15 protein-coding genes are annotated in these 19602 nt (G+C 49.4%); 7 read left to right on the forward strand and 8 right to left on the reverse strand.

Going from position 1 to position 19602, the window contains the following annotated elements:
* Positions 1 to 143: 143 nt before the first annotated feature.
* From H8K36_RS07455 to glmS, 4 genes are all read right to left on the reverse strand, one after another.
* Positions 144 to 611 carry a hypothetical protein gene (locus H8K36_RS07455; RefSeq protein ID WP_186914297.1) on the reverse strand — a complete coding sequence of 156 codons (468 nt, stop codon included), beginning with the start codon at positions 609 to 611 and terminating at the stop codon, positions 144 to 146.
* Positions 612 to 1307: 696 nt separating this feature from the next.
* Positions 1308 to 1703: a hypothetical protein gene (locus H8K36_RS07460; protein WP_186914295.1), complete on the reverse strand. Its 396-nt coding sequence runs from the start codon at positions 1701 to 1703 to the stop codon at positions 1308 to 1310.
* A gap of 302 nt (positions 1704 to 2005) precedes the next feature.
* Complete coding sequence (locus tag H8K36_RS07465) at positions 2006 to 3181, reverse strand: IS91 family transposase (protein ID WP_186914293.1); 1176 nt, start codon at positions 3179 to 3181, stop codon at positions 2006 to 2008.
* Positions 3182 to 3445: 264 nt separating this feature from the next.
* The gene (glmS, locus tag H8K36_RS07470) at positions 3446 to 5275 is read right to left on the reverse strand and encodes a glutamine--fructose-6-phosphate transaminase (isomerizing) (protein ID WP_186914291.1); all 1830 of its coding nucleotides are present in this window, start codon (positions 5273 to 5275) and stop codon (positions 3446 to 3448) included.
* Between the two features lie 167 nt (positions 5276 to 5442).
* On the opposite strand from glmS, the gene H8K36_RS07475 reads away from it, so the two are divergent.
* A complete protein-coding gene (locus H8K36_RS07475; protein ID WP_186914289.1) occupies positions 5443 to 5907 on the forward strand; it encodes an Lrp/AsnC family transcriptional regulator in 465 nt (154 codons plus the stop codon).
* Positions 5908 to 6760: 853 nt separating this feature from the next.
* On the opposite strand, the gene glmU is transcribed toward H8K36_RS07475, so the two are convergent.
* The gene (gene glmU, locus H8K36_RS07480; protein WP_186914287.1) at positions 6761 to 8131 is read right to left on the reverse strand and encodes a bifunctional UDP-N-acetylglucosamine diphosphorylase/glucosamine-1-phosphate N-acetyltransferase GlmU; all 1371 of its coding nucleotides are present in this window, start codon (positions 8129 to 8131) and stop codon (positions 6761 to 6763) included.
* A gap of 170 nt (positions 8132 to 8301) precedes the next feature.
* Between glmU and H8K36_RS07485 the strand changes: the two genes are divergently transcribed.
* Positions 8302 to 8946, forward strand: a complete 645-nt coding sequence (locus H8K36_RS07485; RefSeq protein ID WP_186914285.1) for a DUF4272 domain-containing protein — start codon at positions 8302 to 8304, stop codon at positions 8944 to 8946.
* A 161-nt stretch (positions 8947 to 9107) separates the two neighbouring features.
* Positions 9108 to 10463: a dipeptidase gene (locus H8K36_RS07490; RefSeq protein ID WP_222611130.1), complete on the forward strand. Its 1356-nt coding sequence runs from the start codon at positions 9108 to 9110 to the stop codon at positions 10461 to 10463.
* Positions 10464 to 10534: 71 nt separating this feature from the next.
* On the opposite strand, the gene H8K36_RS07495 is transcribed toward H8K36_RS07490, so the two are convergent.
* Positions 10535 to 11305 (reverse strand): C1 family peptidase, encoded by a 771-nt coding sequence (locus tag H8K36_RS07495; protein ID WP_186914283.1) that lies wholly within the window; start codon positions 11303 to 11305, stop codon positions 10535 to 10537.
* Between the two features lie 355 nt (positions 11306 to 11660).
* Between H8K36_RS07495 and H8K36_RS07500 the strand changes: the two genes are divergently transcribed.
* The 4 genes from H8K36_RS07500 (at position 11661) to H8K36_RS07515 (ending at position 17402) form a co-directional block, all read left to right on the forward strand.
* Positions 11661 to 12359: a FadR/GntR family transcriptional regulator gene (locus H8K36_RS07500; RefSeq protein ID WP_186914281.1), complete on the forward strand. Its 699-nt coding sequence runs from the start codon at positions 11661 to 11663 to the stop codon at positions 12357 to 12359.
* A gap of 362 nt (positions 12360 to 12721) precedes the next feature.
* On the forward strand, positions 12722 to 14161 hold the full coding sequence (locus tag H8K36_RS07505) for a glycoside hydrolase family 88/105 protein (protein ID WP_230404312.1): 1440 nt from the start codon (positions 12722 to 12724) through the stop codon (positions 14159 to 14161).
* 69 nt (positions 14162 to 14230) lie between these two features.
* Positions 14231 to 15466, forward strand: coding sequence for a DUF4861 family protein (locus H8K36_RS07510; RefSeq protein WP_230404313.1), 1236 nt, complete (start codon positions 14231 to 14233; stop codon positions 15464 to 15466).
* Between the two features lie 73 nt (positions 15467 to 15539).
* Positions 15540 to 17402 (forward strand): glycoside hydrolase family 28 protein, encoded by a 1863-nt coding sequence (locus tag H8K36_RS07515; RefSeq protein WP_186914279.1) that lies wholly within the window; start codon positions 15540 to 15542, stop codon positions 17400 to 17402.
* A 22-nt stretch (positions 17403 to 17424) separates the two neighbouring features.
* Here the strand turns inward: H8K36_RS07515 and H8K36_RS07520 are convergent, their stop codons facing one another.
* Positions 17425 to 18177, reverse strand: coding sequence for a sulfite exporter TauE/SafE family protein (locus H8K36_RS07520; RefSeq protein WP_222611131.1), 753 nt, complete (start codon positions 18175 to 18177; stop codon positions 17425 to 17427).
* Complete coding sequence (locus tag H8K36_RS07525) at positions 18174 to 19442, reverse strand: pectate lyase family protein (RefSeq protein ID WP_186914277.1); 1269 nt, start codon at positions 19440 to 19442, stop codon at positions 18174 to 18176. The genes H8K36_RS07520 and H8K36_RS07525 overlap by 4 nt, the downstream gene beginning before the upstream one ends.
* Positions 19443 to 19602: the final 160 nt, after the last annotated feature.

A 19602-nucleotide genomic window follows, 5' to 3' on the forward strand; every position in this document is an offset into this window, starting at 1 on the left:
TCGAAAGTCACGTTCTCTGCTGAGCCCCTCGATTGGAAATCTCACCATTTCCTCTTTTGCACGAAGCTCAACTTTAAGCTTGAATTGAGTGGCTCAAGCCAGCGCATCCATTGGAACGAAGTGTCGCGAACTCGAATGCCACGTTAGACGCGCGTTCGAACAGCAGGTCGATTAAGTAATAATATTACCAAGCACGCTAGCGCTACAGCATTTACCGCGACATATTGTTGGCCATGAACGGCGCCGTGCGAAACCATAAAATCAATCCCAATACTGAACTCGTAAAGTGCCGAGGCACTGCCCTTGTCCGACATATCAGCCCCCAAGGGCACAAACACACCCAATCCCGGCCGATACAAGAGAGTGCCGACAAAGAAGACTGGTATTTGTAAAAGTTGAACAACAATCGAACCAGACCAGGCGAATTTACTGGCTCGCAACAGCGCAATACCTGCCAATAGGCCCAGGGTTCCAAGTGCGATAAGCGCACCCGTTCTAAGAGTAACAGCACCCGTGCCATCCGATGAGAAAAAGGCCGCAGTTATATCGCCAAGCATGAACACGCCTGAGAGTATTTCGAGCCAGGCGACCATACGAATCGGTTTATTCATGAGGATGTTTAATGTTGGAGGTACGGGGCTGCGGCGCGACAGCAATTGACCGAGGGGTTAGGCCACATTCAGCGCTCGCTGTGTGGCTGCTGAAATTTGTACGCAGTTCGGAGACTCGACTTCGCGCTGCAATGCGAGTTGAGCGTGCTGCGTGAGTGGCGACCCCGAAGACAAGAGAGCCGTTGGGTTGTCCATGGAGGCGAACCAACTGAGCCCTTCGTTGGTTATGCACTGAAGCATGAGGTCCGCACATCGCTTCCAGCTAACTTCGTCCGCAGTGAAGTCGAAATTTTGGAGCCTGAGACCGGGCGACTCCCGATCAGGAATCCCGTCAGTGCATGGACCATTTAGACCGGCTGCAGGAAACTCGTCAGACCTGACGCGCAAACCAAAATGGATTCGGAACGAGGCAGCAAAAGTGTACTTGTGGACGTGAACGAACTCGATGACGTACGGACCAGTGCGGGTGAAGAATGTGGGCTTTGTGCACTGGAACCCAAATGGCTTAAGCATCCCTGCAAGGAGGCGCAACACCTTGTGCGCATCGCGTGACTCCTGCCTCTTCTCAGGGGAGCTAGGGAAAGCCGGGCGTGACATCAGATGTTCGTTCATGCGGCCTAACGCTGATTTGAAAGGCGCGCGCCAATCAGTAAAATTTAAAAAACGCATATTCGCGGGTCATTTTCGAAAGCCATGTTAGGTTTTAGTGGCACCACGACCGAGCTTCCTATTAGCACGCACAAACTCACTTACCGAGATAATCATTAAATACCATCCATAAGCGATGAATGCTCCAAATAGCCAGAATGAGATTTGATCCGATTCGACAGTGAAACTTCCATCTTCCATCTCTTCAACAAAAAGCATTTTAGGATTGGAAAACGATAGAGGAATTAAAAGATAACTTTGACTTTGTATTTCCCAACCTACAAATGATCCACCAATTGCTAGCGGTAGATAGTTCTGCATATGCGCTCTTGCCGCATCTTCCCCTTTCCAAGGGCTAACAACGTTACGCGTGGAATTTACAAGGGCAATTAGTGCCAAAAACATCAATAGCAATTTAAAAAAGCTGATTAATCTTCGCTTCATTTAAAAACCTAACGTTTTAGTTGTGCGGCACCCCGAAGGGGGAACCGCGTAGCGGTGTCCGCTACCAATGCCTTGTTGCACGGCGCGTCTACAGCTGGTTGTAAATTAGTTATGGAGATTTTAAGAGTTATCAGAACGAGAAGCAATCTGATTTATTCTTAAAATTAAAAAAATGTTGACGACAAAGTGGGCGATAGTGGGCGATAGTTGGCGAGCATTGGAACAATATTATCTGATGACAATGAAAACGCGATAAACGTGGAAGTTGAGACGAGTTGAGACAAGCACGAATCAACAATGTGCTACACATGTTGACCTCCTAATGGGCGCGGTCGTGGTGGATCATGATGCGGAGCGATGTTACGGACATGGCTGATATGCGCGCCGCAAACAGTACACACATGCGCGGTGGGTCGCGTGACGTGTTGCGCGTAATACGCTTGCCACGTCAATGGTTCAATCTTGGTGATGGGCGCTTGACGGAACACGGTACGTGCCAAATTCAATCGTGCTGTTTTACGCGGCGCGTACAAACCATAACTGCGCACCGTGTGTTTGCCGGGTTCGGGTACGTGTTGCAACACCAGTTTCAGAAAACGTTCCGGCGTGTGAGCCGCGCAAACCGAGCGATACGCAGTAGCGCTATCACGATGCGGTGTATACGTAAAATTAACCTGCTGATTCGTGAGCCGAATCTGACCATCATGCAATGGACCTCCCCGTACGTAGCGCGCTAAATACTGCACCAAGCCCTGACCGTGATCGTAACGGGTTTCAATACGCACATTCCACTTCTTCCGAAACAGATGGTTCAAGCACGAATGCATGCGCTCAGGACTCACATCATCGGGTAGGCGCAACGTTTGCCGCTCGATGGCACGTCGCAACAACGCGAGCAATTTACCGCGAAATTTAGCCATCAGTACCCGTGCAGGTAACAGACAACTGCCTTTGGGGTGCTGCCAACCAGCATCAGAGATACCACCATCAGTGAGCAAACAATGCAAGTGCGGATGCAAAGAGAGGGAGCGCCCCCAAGTATGCAGTGACAAGACATAGCCCGGTTCAGCACCAGCAAGTCGTCGCTCATCGTTGAGTAATTCTTGCAGACATTGACTAGCGCACTGAAACAGCAATTCCATCATCGCGGCGGTATTGAGTTGCCACAGCGAGTTCAATTCATGGGGGATGGTAAAGATGATGTGATGGTGCGGGCAATGCAGTAAGCGCTCGCGCTGTTGCTGCAACCAACGCGCCATTTGCAGGCCTTTACATTGTGGACAACTACGATGCTTACAGGAGTTATACCAGACCCGTTCAACATGGCCTTGAGGGCAAGCCTGCACATGGCCACCTAATGCAGCAGTACGACAGCGAGAAAGTTTATTCGCAGCCCGATACCAATGCGGCGGTAAGCGTTCAGTATCAGCCAACTGTGAGAAATGGCGCTGAAAAAGACGCTGCAATGTACTGGCCATTGGTCACCTCTCTTAACGCAAAGAACCAGTCAGCCGGCGCTTTACGCGTCCTCCCGCGCAGCGGGACTAGTGCAACTTGTTTTAAAGTGAAAGAAACCGAAGTTAACACATTATTGATTTTTCATAAACAAAGTTCCAAGCCTCTCAAAACCCGCGCCAGGCCTTGCTCCTTTTTGTTATACCTGCCTCACAAAAGGTATAACAGAGGGAACATCAAAGCTTGCTTCGATGACCAGTTTTGATCCTGTTTTGTACCAGCCGAACTTATTCGACTGTAACGCTCTTCGCCAAATTTCGAGGCTTGTCGACGTCGGTGCCGCGCGCTAAAGCCGTGTGATACGCCAGTAATTGCAATGGCACCGTGTGTAAGATCGGTGACAGCATGCCGTAGTGTTCTGGTAGGCGAATCACATGCACGCCTTCGCTTGGGGCGATGCGGGAGTCGGCGTCGGCGAAGACGTAAAGCTCACCGCCGCGAGCACGAACTTCTTGCATGTTCGATTTGAGTTTTTCGATGAGTGTGTCGTTCGGTGCAACGGTCACTACTGGCATGTCTTTGGTGACCAATGCGAGTGGGCCGTGCTTGAGTTCGCCTGCTGGGTAAGCTTCGGCGTGGATGTAGGAAATCTCTTTGAGCTTTAATGCACCTTCGAGTGCGATGGGGTAATGCAGGCCGCGGCCTAAGAACAAGGCATTTTCTTTACGCGCAAATTCATCTGCCCAGGCGATGATTTGAGGTTCGAGTGCGAGCACGGCGGTGATGGCGACTGGCAAATGACGAAGTGCTTTGATGTGATCTTGTTCTTGCGTTTCGCTCAAACGACCTTTGCTTTGCGCGAGTGTCAGTGCCAACAAAAATAAGGCTGCGAGTTGCGTGGTGAAGGCTTTGGTCGATGCCACGCCGACTTCCACACCGGCACGTGTGATATAGGCCAGCTCGCATTCACGCACCATGGCGCTGGTCGAGACATTGCAGATCGTTAGGCTATGCGGCATGCCAAGTTCGCGTGCGTGTTTCAGTGCAGCTAAAGTGTCTGCCGTTTCGCCACTTTGTGAAATAGTGACCACCAAACTCTTAGGATTCGGCACGCTGTCGCGATAGCGGTATTCGCTCGCGATTTCCACATTCACTGGAATTTTGGCGATGGACTCTATCCAATATTTTGCCGTCATGCCAGCGTAGTAGCTGGTACCGCACGCGAGGATTAAGACGTTATCGATCTCTTGAAACACGCGATAGGCTTTGTCACCAAACAGCTCGGGCATGATATTCGTGATGCCTTCTAAGGTATCGCCCAAAGCGCGTGCTTGTTCGAAAATTTCTTTTTGCATGTAGTGGCGATAGGGACCCAACTCTGCCGCACCGGTGTGCGCATGCACGGTACGCACTTCACGTTCAACTTGTTTGCCATTCACATCCGCGATCCACACGCGTTGCAATTGCAAATCAACGACGTCACCTTCTTCGAGATAAATGATTTGATCTGTGGTGCCTGCTAACGCCATCGCATCAGAAGCGAGGAAGTTTTCACCTTTGCCGATGCCAACGATTAAGGGGGAGCCTTGACGCGCGCCGACCACACGATGTGGCTCGTCGCGGCAGAAAACGGCAATCGCATAGGCACCGGTTAAGCGCTTCACCGCTTGTTGCACAGTGTCGAATAAATCACCGTTATATAAATGGTCGACCAAATGCGCGATGACTTCGGTGTCGGTTTGGCTTTCAAACACATAGCCCGCTTGCGTCAACTCGGCACGTAGTTCTTCGTGATTTTCGATAATGCCGTTATGCACGAGGGCGATGCGAGCGTTGTCGCCATTGCGAGAAAAGTGAGGGTGCGCATTGGCAGACGACGGTGCACCATGCGTGGCCCAACGCGTATGAGCAATGCCCGTAAAGCCGCTCAAGCCTGTTTGTTCGACTTGCGCTTGCAACTCGGCCACACGTGAAGTACTACGTGAGCGCTGCAGTTTGCCATCGACATGCAAAGCCACGCCGCAGGAGTCATAGCCACGGTATTCAAGGCGTTTTAGGCCTTCTAACAAAATAGGAGTGATGTTGCGTTGTGCTACTGCGCCGACGATGCCACACATAGAGACCTCTGCTTGAAGAGAAACAATGATTTGAAGGCCTCATGCTATTCCATATTGAATGAAATTTTCTTTCAAAATACACAGAAGAATGGCAGTATTCGTAATCGATGATCTTAAATGAATTTTTATTTCATTTACTCTAATTATTTAACGATTTATTGCGCAAGATGACTACACTAGATGAATTAGACAAACGCATTCTGCAGCAACTGCAGGTCAATAATGCACTCAGTAATCAAGAGCTAGCGAACCTGGTGCACGCTTCAGCCCCCACTTGCCTGCGCCGAGTGGCGCGCCTAGTGAAAGCAGGCGTAATTGCCAAACAAGTGGCAATCTTGGCGCCAGAACAGGTTGGCGCCGGTTTGACTGCTATCGTTGAGATCACGCTTGATCATCAGGCCACCGAACATCAAATCGCCTTCGAGCAACTGGTGGCAAAAGAAGTCGCCGTGCAGCAGTGCTATCGCGTTTCACCTGGGCCTGATTTTGTACTGATGATACAAGTGGCCGATATGGCGGCATACCACGCACTCGCTCATCGCCTGTTTGCGAACCAAGCCAATGTGCGCAATGTGCGTAGCTTCTTCTCTATTCATCGTAGTAAGTTTGAAACGGCACTTTCCTTGAGCTAACACCCAATTGAAATGCACACTCCAGATTTACTTTCGATAAAGCATTTCAAGCAGTCCATTCACCTGCAAGCCCTACTCCAATTGGAAATAAAGATACTTTGATGCAAGACAAATCTCTTTCATCAACACAAGAAAAATAATTTTCAGCCTAAAAAACTAAGCAAAGGCCGTAAGAACAGGCAATTTTCCGAAATTTATACGCCAAACCTGTTGTTTTCAGATGCAAAAGTTCACATTATTTCTTGACGATGACAAGATATACATTTTATGAATGGATGGTATTGGAAATCAAAATTATATTTATATTTATCGATTCGCTATGATTCCACCTGTCGCAAGTGATGCAGTTTGAAAAACACTTCGCGACAAGTAAATAGTGTTTTGAAAATGTTTTTAATTTAATTTTGAAAAGGAAATATCATGGAATTTATCGCTCTCCAATTGATCGCTACTTTAGTTGCTGTTGCCGCTTTGTTGACAAACTATGTGATCGACACACAAGGCTAATCGTCGAATTGTCATTGAGATTTACGCTTTTGAAAGTCTCAAAGCAGAAGCGAGAAACAAGCAGTAAAAATGTAGTTTTGAAGTAATGCAGTAGTAGTTATGCAGTATTGTTGAAGAAGTAGGCTGATCACTACAGCACCATTTAGTGAAGTCCATAGGCGCAATTGCTGTATTCGCGAGAGTCAGAGTTAGCCCCCTTATTTTGGGGCAAAGACCGCAAATAGAGCCAACCGGAACACCGGTTTGCGCCTCCCCGGGGCGAAACGCCCATCCCCAGATTCTCTCCAAACATATCAGGTACTAGCCTAAGAAGGCGCTAGCACCTGCTGTTTTCTCTGAACCAAACTTATTTCTTGATTTTCACTGGACGCTGCCAGCCGTCTATCGTTAGCTGTTTAGCGCGTGAAACCGTGAGCTTACCTTCTGGTGCATCTTTGCTGAGCGTGGTACCCGCTCCCAAAGTCGCCCCCTTACCTACGCGTACCGGCGCAATCAACTGACTATCACTACCGATAAAGGCATCGTCTTCAATGATGGTGCGAAATTTATTGACACCATCGTAATTGCAAGTGATGGTACCTGCACCAATATTGACGCGACTACCAACAGTGGCATCACCAATGTATGCCAGGTGATTAGCCTTGCTATGCGCCGCAATTTGGCTATTTTTAATTTCAACAAAATTGCCGATATGAACGTCTTCACCCAACTCAGCACCTGGACGCAAACGCGCATAAGGGCCGATCTGCCCTTTTGCACCGACCACTGCATCCTCGATATGGCAGAAAGCTTTGATATCGCTACCAGCGCCAATACGCGCATTTTTGATGACGCAATGCGCACCGATTTTGGCGCCATCTTCGATCACAACACTTCCTTCAAAAACGCAGCCGACATCGATGCTGACATCGCGTCCGCATTGCAATGTGCCACGCACATCGATACGCGCCGGGTCGAGCAAAGTCACGCCTTGCTCCAATAAGCTCAGCGCAATATTCTTCTGATGCAGACGCTCTAATTCTGCTAACTGCACCTTACTATTCACGCCTAGCGTTTCCCAAATAGCGTCAGGCTGTGCTGATGTCACTTCAACGCCATCGGCCACTGCAGCGGCGACGATATCTGTCAAATAGTATTCGCCTTGCGCATTGTTATTGGAAAGACCGCTCAACCATTTTTTGAGCGAGGCTGTTGGCGCGACCATAATGCCGGTATTAATTTCGGTGACAGCGCGTTCAGCTTCGTTCGCGTCTTTTTGCTCAACGATACGACGAATCTTTCCATTTTCACGAATGATGCGCCCGAGGCCCGTTGGGTCTGCCATCTGCGCCGTCAAAATCGCTAATTGATTGTTCGCTGCGGCTTGTACCAAGCGCTGCAAACTCGAAGCGCGCGTCAGTGGCACATCGCCATACAAAATCAAGGTAGGTACTGCATCGTCGAGATGCGGAATCGCTTGTGCGACGGCATGCCCAGTACCAAGTTGCGGCTCTTGCTTAGCAAAAGCAATATCATCTGCAGCAACTGCTTCGCGCACTTGCTCTCCGCCGTGGCCATAAATCACACATATTTTGGATGCTGCGCCGTCATTGCTCAATGAGCGTGCGGTGTCGATCACATGTTTGAGCATGGCTTTACCTGCGATCGGATGCAACACTTTAGGTAAATTAGACTGCATGCGCTTACCCATGCCAGCAGCGAGAATGACAACATTCATGATGATTATTCTTGAGCAAAATAGTGAAGCGTGAAGTCTAGCATGTGGGCGAGTTGCCGTCAGCCATAGCTGCGTGTAATAACAAGCCGCAATCGCTGCAAACTTGGTAGGACGATGTGAGCATGTCATAATGCCCGCGACTGATAGAAATTGAAGAAAATAGTAGCCCTATGACCCCTGAATTACGCAAAGAAGCTTCCGAACTCCAACTGCACAAACGCGGTATACGCATTAATGTGCAGCTACACGTGATCGAAGCAGATGACGAAGTCACTTTGCGCAGCGAGAAAGAACTGCACCATCGTCTCATCGCCCTCTGGGCCGTGGGCCATGCGATCGAAACTCATACCAAAGAGCAAGTGGCCGCATACTTACAACGGCATCAATTATTCGAGCGACTGTCAGCGCAAGAAGTGCAATTCTTGAGTGAAGACATCCCTGAAATGCAATGGCGACGTCACGCTTTTGCGTTCTTAGCTTGGTGTGCGGGCCTAGTGCCGAAAATTGATCTAGGAACGAAACCCTGCGATATCAGCCAGATGCTCGCTTGTTTTCCGACGCAAATCGATGAACACGCCGCTGCGCCCACTTTCCCCTCGAACGTGAAAATGCGTCGCAAAGACGCCATCATGGACTGGTCCGATTTACTCTATCGCTTACATTGGGCGGTACGCCATGCTTATCTCAACCACAAACCTAGCCCTGGCAACATCGACGCTGACCTCGTACGTGAATGGCATCAAGCGGTGAACTGGATGTGCCGTTATGATGATGAAGATAATTGGGATCTGGTGAGCACTGAAACCACGGCATAGAGTTATCTTTGCGCGGGAACCTTTTGCCGCGAATTTGAGTCAGAAAACCCGAAACCAAACATACCCCAACAAAATTCAGTGGAAAGCTGCCGATCTTGACTGAAACCTGTTAGCGTAATGCTTGGATACAGGCCTCTCTCTTTTTGCCAAAAGGATCTCCCATGAAACCTACGCATCGCCCCTCTTTATTGCCTCTCGCTTTAGTTGTCGCGCTGACTGCCGCCTTTCAAGCGCCCACTGCACTGGCCACACAAACGCACAAAACAACTGCGAATGCCGTCGCCAAACCAATGAGCGAAGAACAGTACGTCGCCAAAGCCAAAGGAATACATCAACGGGTGATCACCCTCGATACGCACAATGATATCGACGTTAACAATTTTGGATTTTCGCGCAACTATTCTCAAGAATTAGAGAACCAAGTGAACTTACCCAAAATGATCAAGGGTGGTTTAGATGCCTCGTTCTTCATTGTGTACACCAATCAAGCAACCGATGCAGAAGCTTTCACTGCTGTGGGCTACAAACGCGCCTACGACACCGCCATCAATAGTTTCGAAGCGATTCATCGTATGACTACCGTATTGGCACCGAATCTGATTGAATTCGCGCGCACTGCGGATGATGTCGTCAAGATTCACGCCAAAGGAAAAAAGGTCGCATTGATTGGCGTTGAAAATGCTTATCCACTTGGTGATGAAAAAACGGCAGTCAAACGCGTCAAAGAATTCTACGACCGGGGCGCACGTTATATGTCCTTGGCACATCAAGGACATAGTCAGTTATCTGACTCCAATACCGGTGAAGTCATTGGTTGGAAATGGAATGGCTTATCACCTTTAGGCAAACAAGTCATCGTTGAAATGAACCGTGTTGGTATCATGGTCGACATTTCGCATCCATCGAAAGAATCGATGATGCAATCTTTACAGATCACTAAAGCGCCTATCATTGCTTCGCACTCCGCAGTGCGTGCCCTGGCCGATGCTAGCCGCAATCTCGATGATGAACAATTGCTGGCCTTAAAAGCGAATAATGGTGTTGTGCAAATCGTGGCTTTCAATACATATTTGAAAACCGATAGCGCCGATCGTCGGGCGGCGTTCGCTGCCTTGCGCACCGAATTCAAGTTAGGTGAAACGGTTTCTTTGGTAGGTGTTCGCCGCACCACACCAGCTGGAATGAGTGAAGAGTTGCGCGAACAAATCTTTAAGCGCTTAGACGAGATCGACGCCAAATATCCAGCACCAACCCGAGCTACTGTAAAAGACTTGGTGAACCATATTGACTACGCCGTGAAGAAAATCGGCATCGACCATGTTGGCATTTCTTCTGACTTCGACGGTGGTGGCGGTATTGATGGATGGAACGATGCTAGCGAAACCTTCAACGTTACGTTGGAATTAGTGCGCCGCGGTTACACTGAAGAACAAATCGCCAAACTGTGGAGTGGCAATTTATTGCGTGTGATGGCGGATGTAGAAAAAGTAGCGAAGCAATTACAAGCCAAGAAGTAATCAAACAATCAGCGCTAAGCACCACACTTAGCGCTGATTCATCCTAAGCTCACCGACTCAGCGAATGCGTATTAAGCTTCGACCATGCGCAAGGTCCAAAAATCTGAAGCTAGGCGCTGCGAGCACACATATTCGTAGGGAATCGTGAAGTAGCCCTTCTTACCCCAATCGGGGCCCCAAGAATTCATCACGATAAAACGCTGCGTACGGTCATCATAGCCCACCGCCAAAACCGCATGACCGCCTATGGACTTCTCTTTTTTCTTGGGCATAGGAAGATTGCCTGTTTTAGCGACCTGAGCCGAATCGAAGGCTTCATACAAGGTCACGCCAAATACAAATGGATAACCTTCCGCTAAGCAGGCTTTAAGCTCCAACAACTCATGAGGTACACGCTGATACCACACGCTTTGGTGGTCGAGCGCTTGAGTATAAGCCTCGGCTGGCGGGCGTTTCGCATAATGTTTCGCAACATAAGGCCACGCCGATTCGCGACACACACCTTGCTTAGACAAACTCTTCATTGCATCACGAATTTGTGCGCCATGATTTTGTCTCTGCTTACCAACGAGCGCGCGGGCGTTGTAATGCAAAAACAAGCGCGAAGGCATGAATCGTTGCTCGCTACCTTGGCGGATGAGATTATAGCGAAAGGCATTACAGACCGCATTAGCGGTACAACTACCGATCTTTTCACCTTGATTAAAGACGGGTGGGCAATGCGGGCGCAAATCAATTTTCTGTGGCAGTTGTCGCAGCAATGCAGGATCTGCATTGAAACGATGATCACGGTAATCGAGCTCATCGGGTATCCAACCAAAACCTGGGCTGATCTTCGGCATTCAAGTCTCCTCGTCCTCATTCGGTGTTGGCATACTATGCGGAATTAATAAATAGGTAAATGGCGTCAACGCGAAAGTCTTGACTTGATGTTAGAACGCCACACGATACCAGCGATGTCGCTTGCTGGACCTCGCGACGTCGAGCTGTCATCCTTGCGCATGCAGGTATTCGGTAACTTTAGAGGCGAAAACGTTGTACTTCGCATGCCCGGGGGCCGATTCCAGCTGCATGAGCCCCACTTTGCTTGCGACATTGGACAGACCAATTTAGAATAGATCGTCCTTCTTGGGCTTGCCTTGCACTAATTTGCTCGATGAAGCCAAGTCGTTTTAGTCTCCCTTTTCCGCGTATTCAATGAAAAAAGTAGCAGCAGCATTAGAAACGATCACCCCAGAACCGCGCCTTTATCGCATTGTCTCTGGACGCATTCAACAGTTAATCAAGGATGAAAATATCGCCGCCGGTGAACGTTTGCCGTCTGAGCGTGACCTTGCCACCAAATTGAATGTCAGCCGAGCGTCTTTGCGCGAAGCATTAATCGCGCTTGAATTGGGCGGCATCGTCGAAGTACGTGGTGGTTCAGGCGTGTATGTGAGCGAACAAGCGAAAGCCGACTCCGATATGGAAGAGGTCGGGCCTGGTCCGTTCGAAGTTCTCTCGGCTCGTCGCTTAATTGAGTCTGAAGTAGCAGCGATTGCAGCAAAAAATGCGACTGATTCCGCTATTGATGCGATTTTGAAAGCGGTCCTCGAAATGGAAAGACACCACGACAACCGTAATGAAAATGAAATGGCGGATCGCAATTTCCACCTTGCGATTGCCCGTGCTACTGGCAATAGTGCGTTGGTGGGCGTGATCGAGTATTTATGGAATCAACGCGGAAGTTTGTGGCATAAGTTAAAAGAACATTTTCAAACAGAAGAGTTGCGCAAACAAACTCTGCTTGACCACCGCGCCATCCTCGAAGCAATTGCGGCACATGATGCCAATGGTGCCAAACAAGCGATGCGTGCCCATCTAGATCGCGTCAGTCGCACCTTCTCTCGCGGCTAAAATGAGTGGGCAACACTAGGCCCACTCCCCCCGTTTTTCTCAAAAAACAGCAGCTAAGTACCCATCCGACCTGCGCAGACGGCTTTACCGCACTCGCCAAACCTCTCTCGATTGCTGCCACCCACCGCTGACAATAAGTGCAGACGTCGTCACGTCTAAATTCAACTTATGCGCAAAATAAGCATGCATATTTGAAAATATTCTTCCGCAAAAATACCACATTCGGCTAGTCCACATTGCTGTTTTGGTCTTACCACATTAAAATGGCCTGACCACATTTACCAAACATACCGAATCGTTTACACTGCATCACACTTCTGATTGCATGCTGCAAACAAAGAAAGAACAAGGACAGGATAGCTATGAAACTCGCACCATTTTCCCGTGTACTTCACCGCACTTTGATTGGCATGAGCGTTTTGACTTTGGTTTTGGCCGCGAGCGCTGGCGCCCACGCCACGCAGCAGCCCCAGTTTCGCAATCCAGATAATCCTAATCTCGCGGATAAAGGCGAAGGCACTTATCCTATCCCCTATAAAAAACCGGTCGTCAAAGAAGTCGCTGAAGCCTTACATCGCATTCGCACTTACCTTGAGTCGACCACGCCGACACGTGTGATCCATAAAACGACTGGGGCGACAATCACTGATTTTAAGAACCCAATTAAAGAAGCCATTTTCGAACCAAGCAAAGGGGACTATGGCGTCATGACGTATGAAATGGGTTTAGTCCATTCTGGTTTGCTAAAAGCGCGGGCTGCCACACAAGATGCGAGGTTTACGGCCATGACTGAACGTCATTTCCGGTTCTTTGCCGACACCATGCCCTACTTCAAAGCCCAAGAGGAACAATTCCATTTAGAGCGCGCTAATAGCTTCTCTCGCTTTCTTGATCCGCGTTCTCTAGACGACAGCGGTGCGATGTGCGCTGCCTTAATTCGTGCGCGCTTTGCCCAAGTAGGACCAGATCTAAATCACATGATTCAAGTCTGCGGAAATTGGGTCTCCCGTCAGCAATTCCGATTAGCGGATGGCACTTTGGCACGCAAGCGTCCACAAGCCGTTTCTCTATGGGCGGACGATATGTATATGGGAGTACCTGCTCTTGCGGAATTAGGCCACCTTACTGGCAACGTCAGCTACTACGATGATGCGGTACGCAATGTCTTGCAGATGTCGCAGTACATGTTCAATTCACAAAATAATTTATATACCCACGGCTGGAACGAGAATAATCCCGACGCGCCACGCTTCTATTGGGCGCGCGCGAATGGTTGGGCTGTACTAGCAATGTCAGATCTATTGGACGTGTTGCCGAAGTCTCATCCAGGCTACAGCAAAGTATTGGCTCAACTACGCGCTAGTTTGAAGGGAATCGCGGAACAGCAGTCAGGCCAAGGGCTATGGCATCAAATGATCGATAGACACGATTCCTACCTCGAAACCTCGGCTAGCGCGATGTTTGTTTATGTAATCGCGCACGCAGTGAATCAGGGTTGGATCAGCCCTAGTACTTGGGGCTCGATTGCCCAAGCAGGCTGGGCAGGTTTATCGACGCGTATCACCAGCAAAGGTGAAGTCGAAGGCATTTGCGTCGGCACCACATTTGCGAGTGATCATGCCTACTACTATCACCGCCCAACGAGCGTCGAGGCCTTGCATGGTTATGGCCCTACTTTAATGGCAGGGGCCGAAATCATCAAGATGATGAACAATCCCGCTTTCAATATCGAGTTCAAAGTTCGCACGTATCACTATGTGCCTAGCGATGCGGCGAAAACTGACTATCGCGAACATCATTAAGCTCGTACTTTGTGATTCACCAACATCGCTTTACATCGCAAAAGAACCAATTAAAACGGAACAGGCATCATGCGTATTCGACTACCCAAACAAATCTGGCTCACTGGCACCGCAGTTTCTTTTTATATGATGCAAGCGATGGCTCAAGCGCAGGGCTTGCAGATTCAGGTCAGCCATCAACTTGAACAAGCACGCCCATCCGAAACCATCACCATTCCGTGGTCTGAAGTAAATCATTATTTGCCCGGTGCGTTGATACAAAAAATTGCGGTCAAAGACAAAAACGGTAAAGTCTTAGCGCATCAAGTCACGAACATCGCGCCACAAGCGAAAGACCCTAAAGGTATCGGCATCGCTTACGGTGAACTGATTTTCCAATATCACTTTGCTGCTGGCGAAAAAAGTGCTCAGTTCACGGTAGAACAAATCGATACCGTAGCACCTGTTTTCGAAACCAAAGCTTTCGGCCGCCATGTGCCCGAACGGCTTGACGATTTTGCTTGGGAAAACGATAAGATCGCCCATCGCACTTATGGTTTGGCACTCGCTGCACCTGCACCTGCCGGGGTTGTGAAAGAAGTCTTAGTCACGAGCGGCATCGATGTTTGGTTTAAGCGTGTTAGTTATCCCATCGTTGATCGTTGGTATAACAAAGGACATGACCACTACCACAAAGACGAAGGCGAAGGGATGGACATGTACAACGTCGGCAAGTCACGTGGTTGCGGTGGTACCGGCATTTGGGATGGTCAACAACTACACACCAGCATCAATTATGAGAAATGGAAAATATTAGCCAATGGCCCCGTGCGTACCGTGTTCGAACTCAGCTACCCAAGTTGGGATGCGGCTGGCATCGCCATCACCGAGACTAAACGCTTCACGGTAGATGCCGGTCATTATCTCGACAAGATCGAAAGCACCCTCCAATACGCTGGCGGACAGACTTTGAACGCCGCAGTTGGTTTGAACAAAACGCCTAGTGATAAAGGACAAGAACCACGTATCACGCTCATCCAAGATGCAGCACATGGTTTATTAGCGCAATGGGTACAACAAACAAGTAAGGGCGCATTTGGTACCGCGGTCTTGCTGCCGAACGCGAACGCTTATACAGAAGATGCGCTCAATCATTTGATTTTGGCTCCCGTGCAAAGCGGTAAGGCCTTGACCTATTATGCTGGCGCTGCTTGGGATCGTAGCGGGGAGATTCTTTCTAAAGAAGCTTGGCAAGATTATTTAAACAAAATGGCACAACGTTATCGCGATCCGATTCAAATCCGACTCAGCGCGAAAACGCCTTAAGCCCGCTCACCTAATTTGTCGCTACCTATTTAGTCGCAACCTATTTAATTCACGCTCACACGGCAGATTACCCATGACCATCGCATCAACAAACATCAACACACAACGGCGGGCGTTGCTCCGTTACTCTACTGCTGCGAGTCTACTTGGTGTACCCACCCTCGGTAACGCTGCGACAGCATCAAATTCCCCTCGCAATACGCGAGAGGCGTGGCAACATGCAGCAAAAATCGTCAAGCAGTTCAGCAAACCACTGCGTTTTCCCGAACGTGATTTCGATATCACCAAGTTCGGCGCCAAGAACTGTGCGACCCGCCAAGTTGCAGCACATATCGCATCTGATACCGAAGGCGCAATTAGCGGTATCGTCGCTGCTCCTGAAGTCGGCGCTATCGATTGCTACGCAGCGATTCGTCATGCTATCGACGCTTGTAATCAAGCGGGTGGTGGGCGCGTAGTCATCCCAGCTGGCAATTGGTACTGCGCTGGCCCGATACGCTTGCGTTCGAATGTTCATCTTCACTTGCAAGCCAAGGCTCATGTTTTCTTTAGCGCTAATCCAGCGGACTATGCTAAATACGGCGATATCGATTGCGGTGACAATGGCAAGCTCGTCATTTCACGTTGGCAAGGTAATGATTGCCTCAATTACTCACCGATGATTTACGCCTATGCGGAGACCAATATCGCTGTCACTGGTGAAGACTGGACCAGTGTTTTGGATGGGCAAGGCGGCACCCCGTTTGAAGATGGCTCTGGCCTCAATTGGTGGGCATGGAAAGGTAGAAAGGCGCCAGGCAAACCCAACCCCTACAGTGAAGTACAGGTGAACCCGAATAATCCGCAAACACTTGACCTGCTAGCACCAGCTCTTTCGACTGAAGAGAAACAATTCATTCGAGGTCAGGGCGACAAATGGCGCACCGATTCGCGCTATTTACCGGTGTTGTCTGAGCTAGGTATTCCTACTTCGAGCCGCGTATTTGGAGTTGGGCATTACTTACGCCCTTGCATGATCGAATTCATTTCCTGTGCCAATGTCGAACTACGCGGCTACAAAATTCAAGCCGCACCATTCTGGTTACATCATCCGGTGAAATGCAGCCATTTGCATATTGAGAAGGTCAATATGGATAGCATGGGGCCGAATAGCGACGGCTTTGATCCTGAGTCCTGTGATACGGTCTTGGTCGACCATTGCAGTTTCAATACTGGCGATGATTGCATCGCCATCAAATCCGGGAAAAATCGCGACACGCAAATGGGGCCATCAAGAAACATCGTGATTCAACATTGCACCATGAATAGCGGGCACGGTGCAGTCACGCTCGGGAGTGAAATGGCCGCTGGCATTGAACATGTCTATGCACAAGACTTAGACTTCAATAATATTCATTGGAAAAGTGATCCACTGAATACCGCCATCCGCATGAAAACCAATATGAATCGTGGCGGCTACTTGCGCCATTTCTATGTGCGTAATGTTCGTATCCCGAATGGCGTCAAAACTACAGCCTCTTTCTACAGACCATTACCTGGCTCGCAGATCCCCGTGCAATCGGTACCGTCGACCGCGGGCGCCATTATTACTATCGACTGCGACTACGCACCCGCCGACGATAGCGTGCGCACAAGGCCACCTATCATTTCGGATATTCATATCGAGCATGTAAACGTTGGGAACGTCGAGACCGAACAAGGCGCGTTTTCTAGCTATCAAGCGTTTGTCTTGTTAGGCCCTGTCGCTTCGAGCTTCAATGGCAAACTAGGGAGTCCGATTTTCCCAATTCAACGCGTGAGCATTCGTCACTGTGACTTTGGCAAAGTGCGTCAAACTGATGCAGTTTGGTACCTACACAATGTCAAAGAGTTAGAACTGGAAGATGTGCGCATCAATGGTGAGACTTACACGCGCAAGATCTCTGTACTGAGTTAATTCTGAACCGAAGCGCTGCGTATCAAAGAATGGCATCAGACAACAGTTTGATGCCCGACACTCCCAGCAAGCCAGTCGCCAGATGAAAGAAGTATTTTTCTGGGATGACGCGCAATACATGCAAACCCAGCCACACACCTACCGGGGCGAATATGGCTAATACCGCAGCAATTTGCATGCTTTCCCGCGTAAAAAAGCCGAGTGCAAAATAGGGTACCATCTTCCCTGCATTAATCACCGTAAAGAATACCGCCGTCGTCGCTACAAACTGCTCTTTCACTAAGGGACGAGCCATCAAATAAACTAGAATCGGTGGGCCACCTGCATGTGCAACGGTGCTGGTCACTCCTGAAATTGTTGCACATATACTGGCAAAAACCGCTCCGGGTTGTTGCTGCCAACGGAGTCGCTGGCGAACATGAAATATACGATCCAGCGTGAACAACACCGCGATCCCGCCGATCAAAGCTTTGATGTACGCATCCGGAAACACACCCATCACAAAGGCGCCTAATACCATGCCGACAAAACCTCCGGGCAAGATGAATTTCAATTCAACCCATGACCATTTTTTCCAATAGGCTTTTACGCCGAAAAAATCCATCACACATAGAATAGGTAACATCACTGCGACCACCAAGCGAGGCGCCAGGAACATCGCCATTAAGGGCACGCCGACACCGCCGAGCGCGCCACCGAATGCCGCTTTTGAGATACCGGTGAGCATCACCGCAATCGCGCATATCACCCATGCGCTAGCCGTCATTTCGTTCATCGTTCCACCGGCGCTTGGCCTTGTGCGACACGAGGCATCATCGTACTCAAATCCCAATCGGCTTCCTGAAACGCAGCATATTTTGGGGCTGCGGTTGGATAGCTACTAACCTCTTTCTCGTCATTGATAATCGTTCCTCGGCCTTCGGCGATGAAGTACAACACGCGCACGTCGTCTTTATCACGATTCCAAGGCCGCGCCCCTGCGAATTGCGCCAACTCCGTCTCGACGTGTTGCGTTGAAATAATAGGCAAGCCCGATGGCCAATTGATCGGCTTGGTTTGCCACAACACTTGTGCCTGAGTTTCCCCATAGCGACCGAACAGTGGCAAGGCTTGCCCAAACTGGTCAACTACACGATTATCGTCCGCATACAAGGCGAGATCACCTACACCACCAAGGAGAATCAATGGCAAGGCTTTTTTAGTAGACATCCCGCCGCGCATCACATTGCCAACAACATTCATTTGTCCGAGCTGATATGGATGATCCTCCCATTCGAGCGCCATCAAGTTATAGTGTACGGCTTTCGCACGAGGGTTGTAGATGAGATTGTTGGCGATGGTTGCACGCGCGCCGCCTTTTAGCAGCGGATTACGCTCGACGTTGTGCGCCCAAATATTGCGATAAAAAATCACCTCGGTCACATTATCGTGGATCAAACTTCCTTTTGAATGCTCACCTTTGGCATGACTCGCTTCCGCTAGTCCTTCAAAGGCGAAGTTATTCGAGAACAGTACATGATGACTGGTGTTCGCTCGCCATTCGTCAGGGGTATTGCCTTTAAAGCGCGGGCCAGAAGCCGACATATTTCCATCGATTGCCCAACTCATACTGCAATGATCAATGATGACATGATGGGCGGCTGAAACGTTAATACCGTCGACCTCCCATCCACTTGACTTAGTTTGCCCATCGACACCGGTACGAATTCGCATATGCTGAATAATCGTCTGCGATGCGCGGATGTTGATGCCGCCACGGATAATCGTAATGCCAGGTGCAGGCGCGGTTTGCCCCGCTATCGTCACGTAAGGCTCGTTGATGTGCATTACGCTGCGCTCCAAGTCAATCACGCCGCCCACTTCGAATACGATAATCCTTGGCCCTTTCGTATCTAAAGCGGCGCGCAAGGAGCCAGCTCCCTCTTTCTTCAAATTGGTCACACGCACAATTTTTCCGCCTCGCCCACCTTTCACTTCATCCAACCAGGCTGCTTGCGCGGGATAGGTGAATGTAAGTTGTTCTTTCTCAGAGGCGCTCAACTGCGCCCAACAAGGGTGGACAATTCCAGTGCATAAAACGAGAAGCGTTATGATCATCAATCGAAAAGCTAGTTCAATTCGAACAGGAATAACTAGTCTCAATTGAATCGCCTCATACTCGTTGCACTCATTGCGTATAAAAAGATTCATCATTATTTTC

Origin of the sequence: Affinundibacterium nitidum (assembly GCF_014284155.1) — a bacterium.
In the GTDB taxonomy this organism is placed as follows: Bacteria; Pseudomonadota; Gammaproteobacteria; order Burkholderiales; family Burkholderiaceae_D; genus Undibacterium; species Undibacterium nitidum.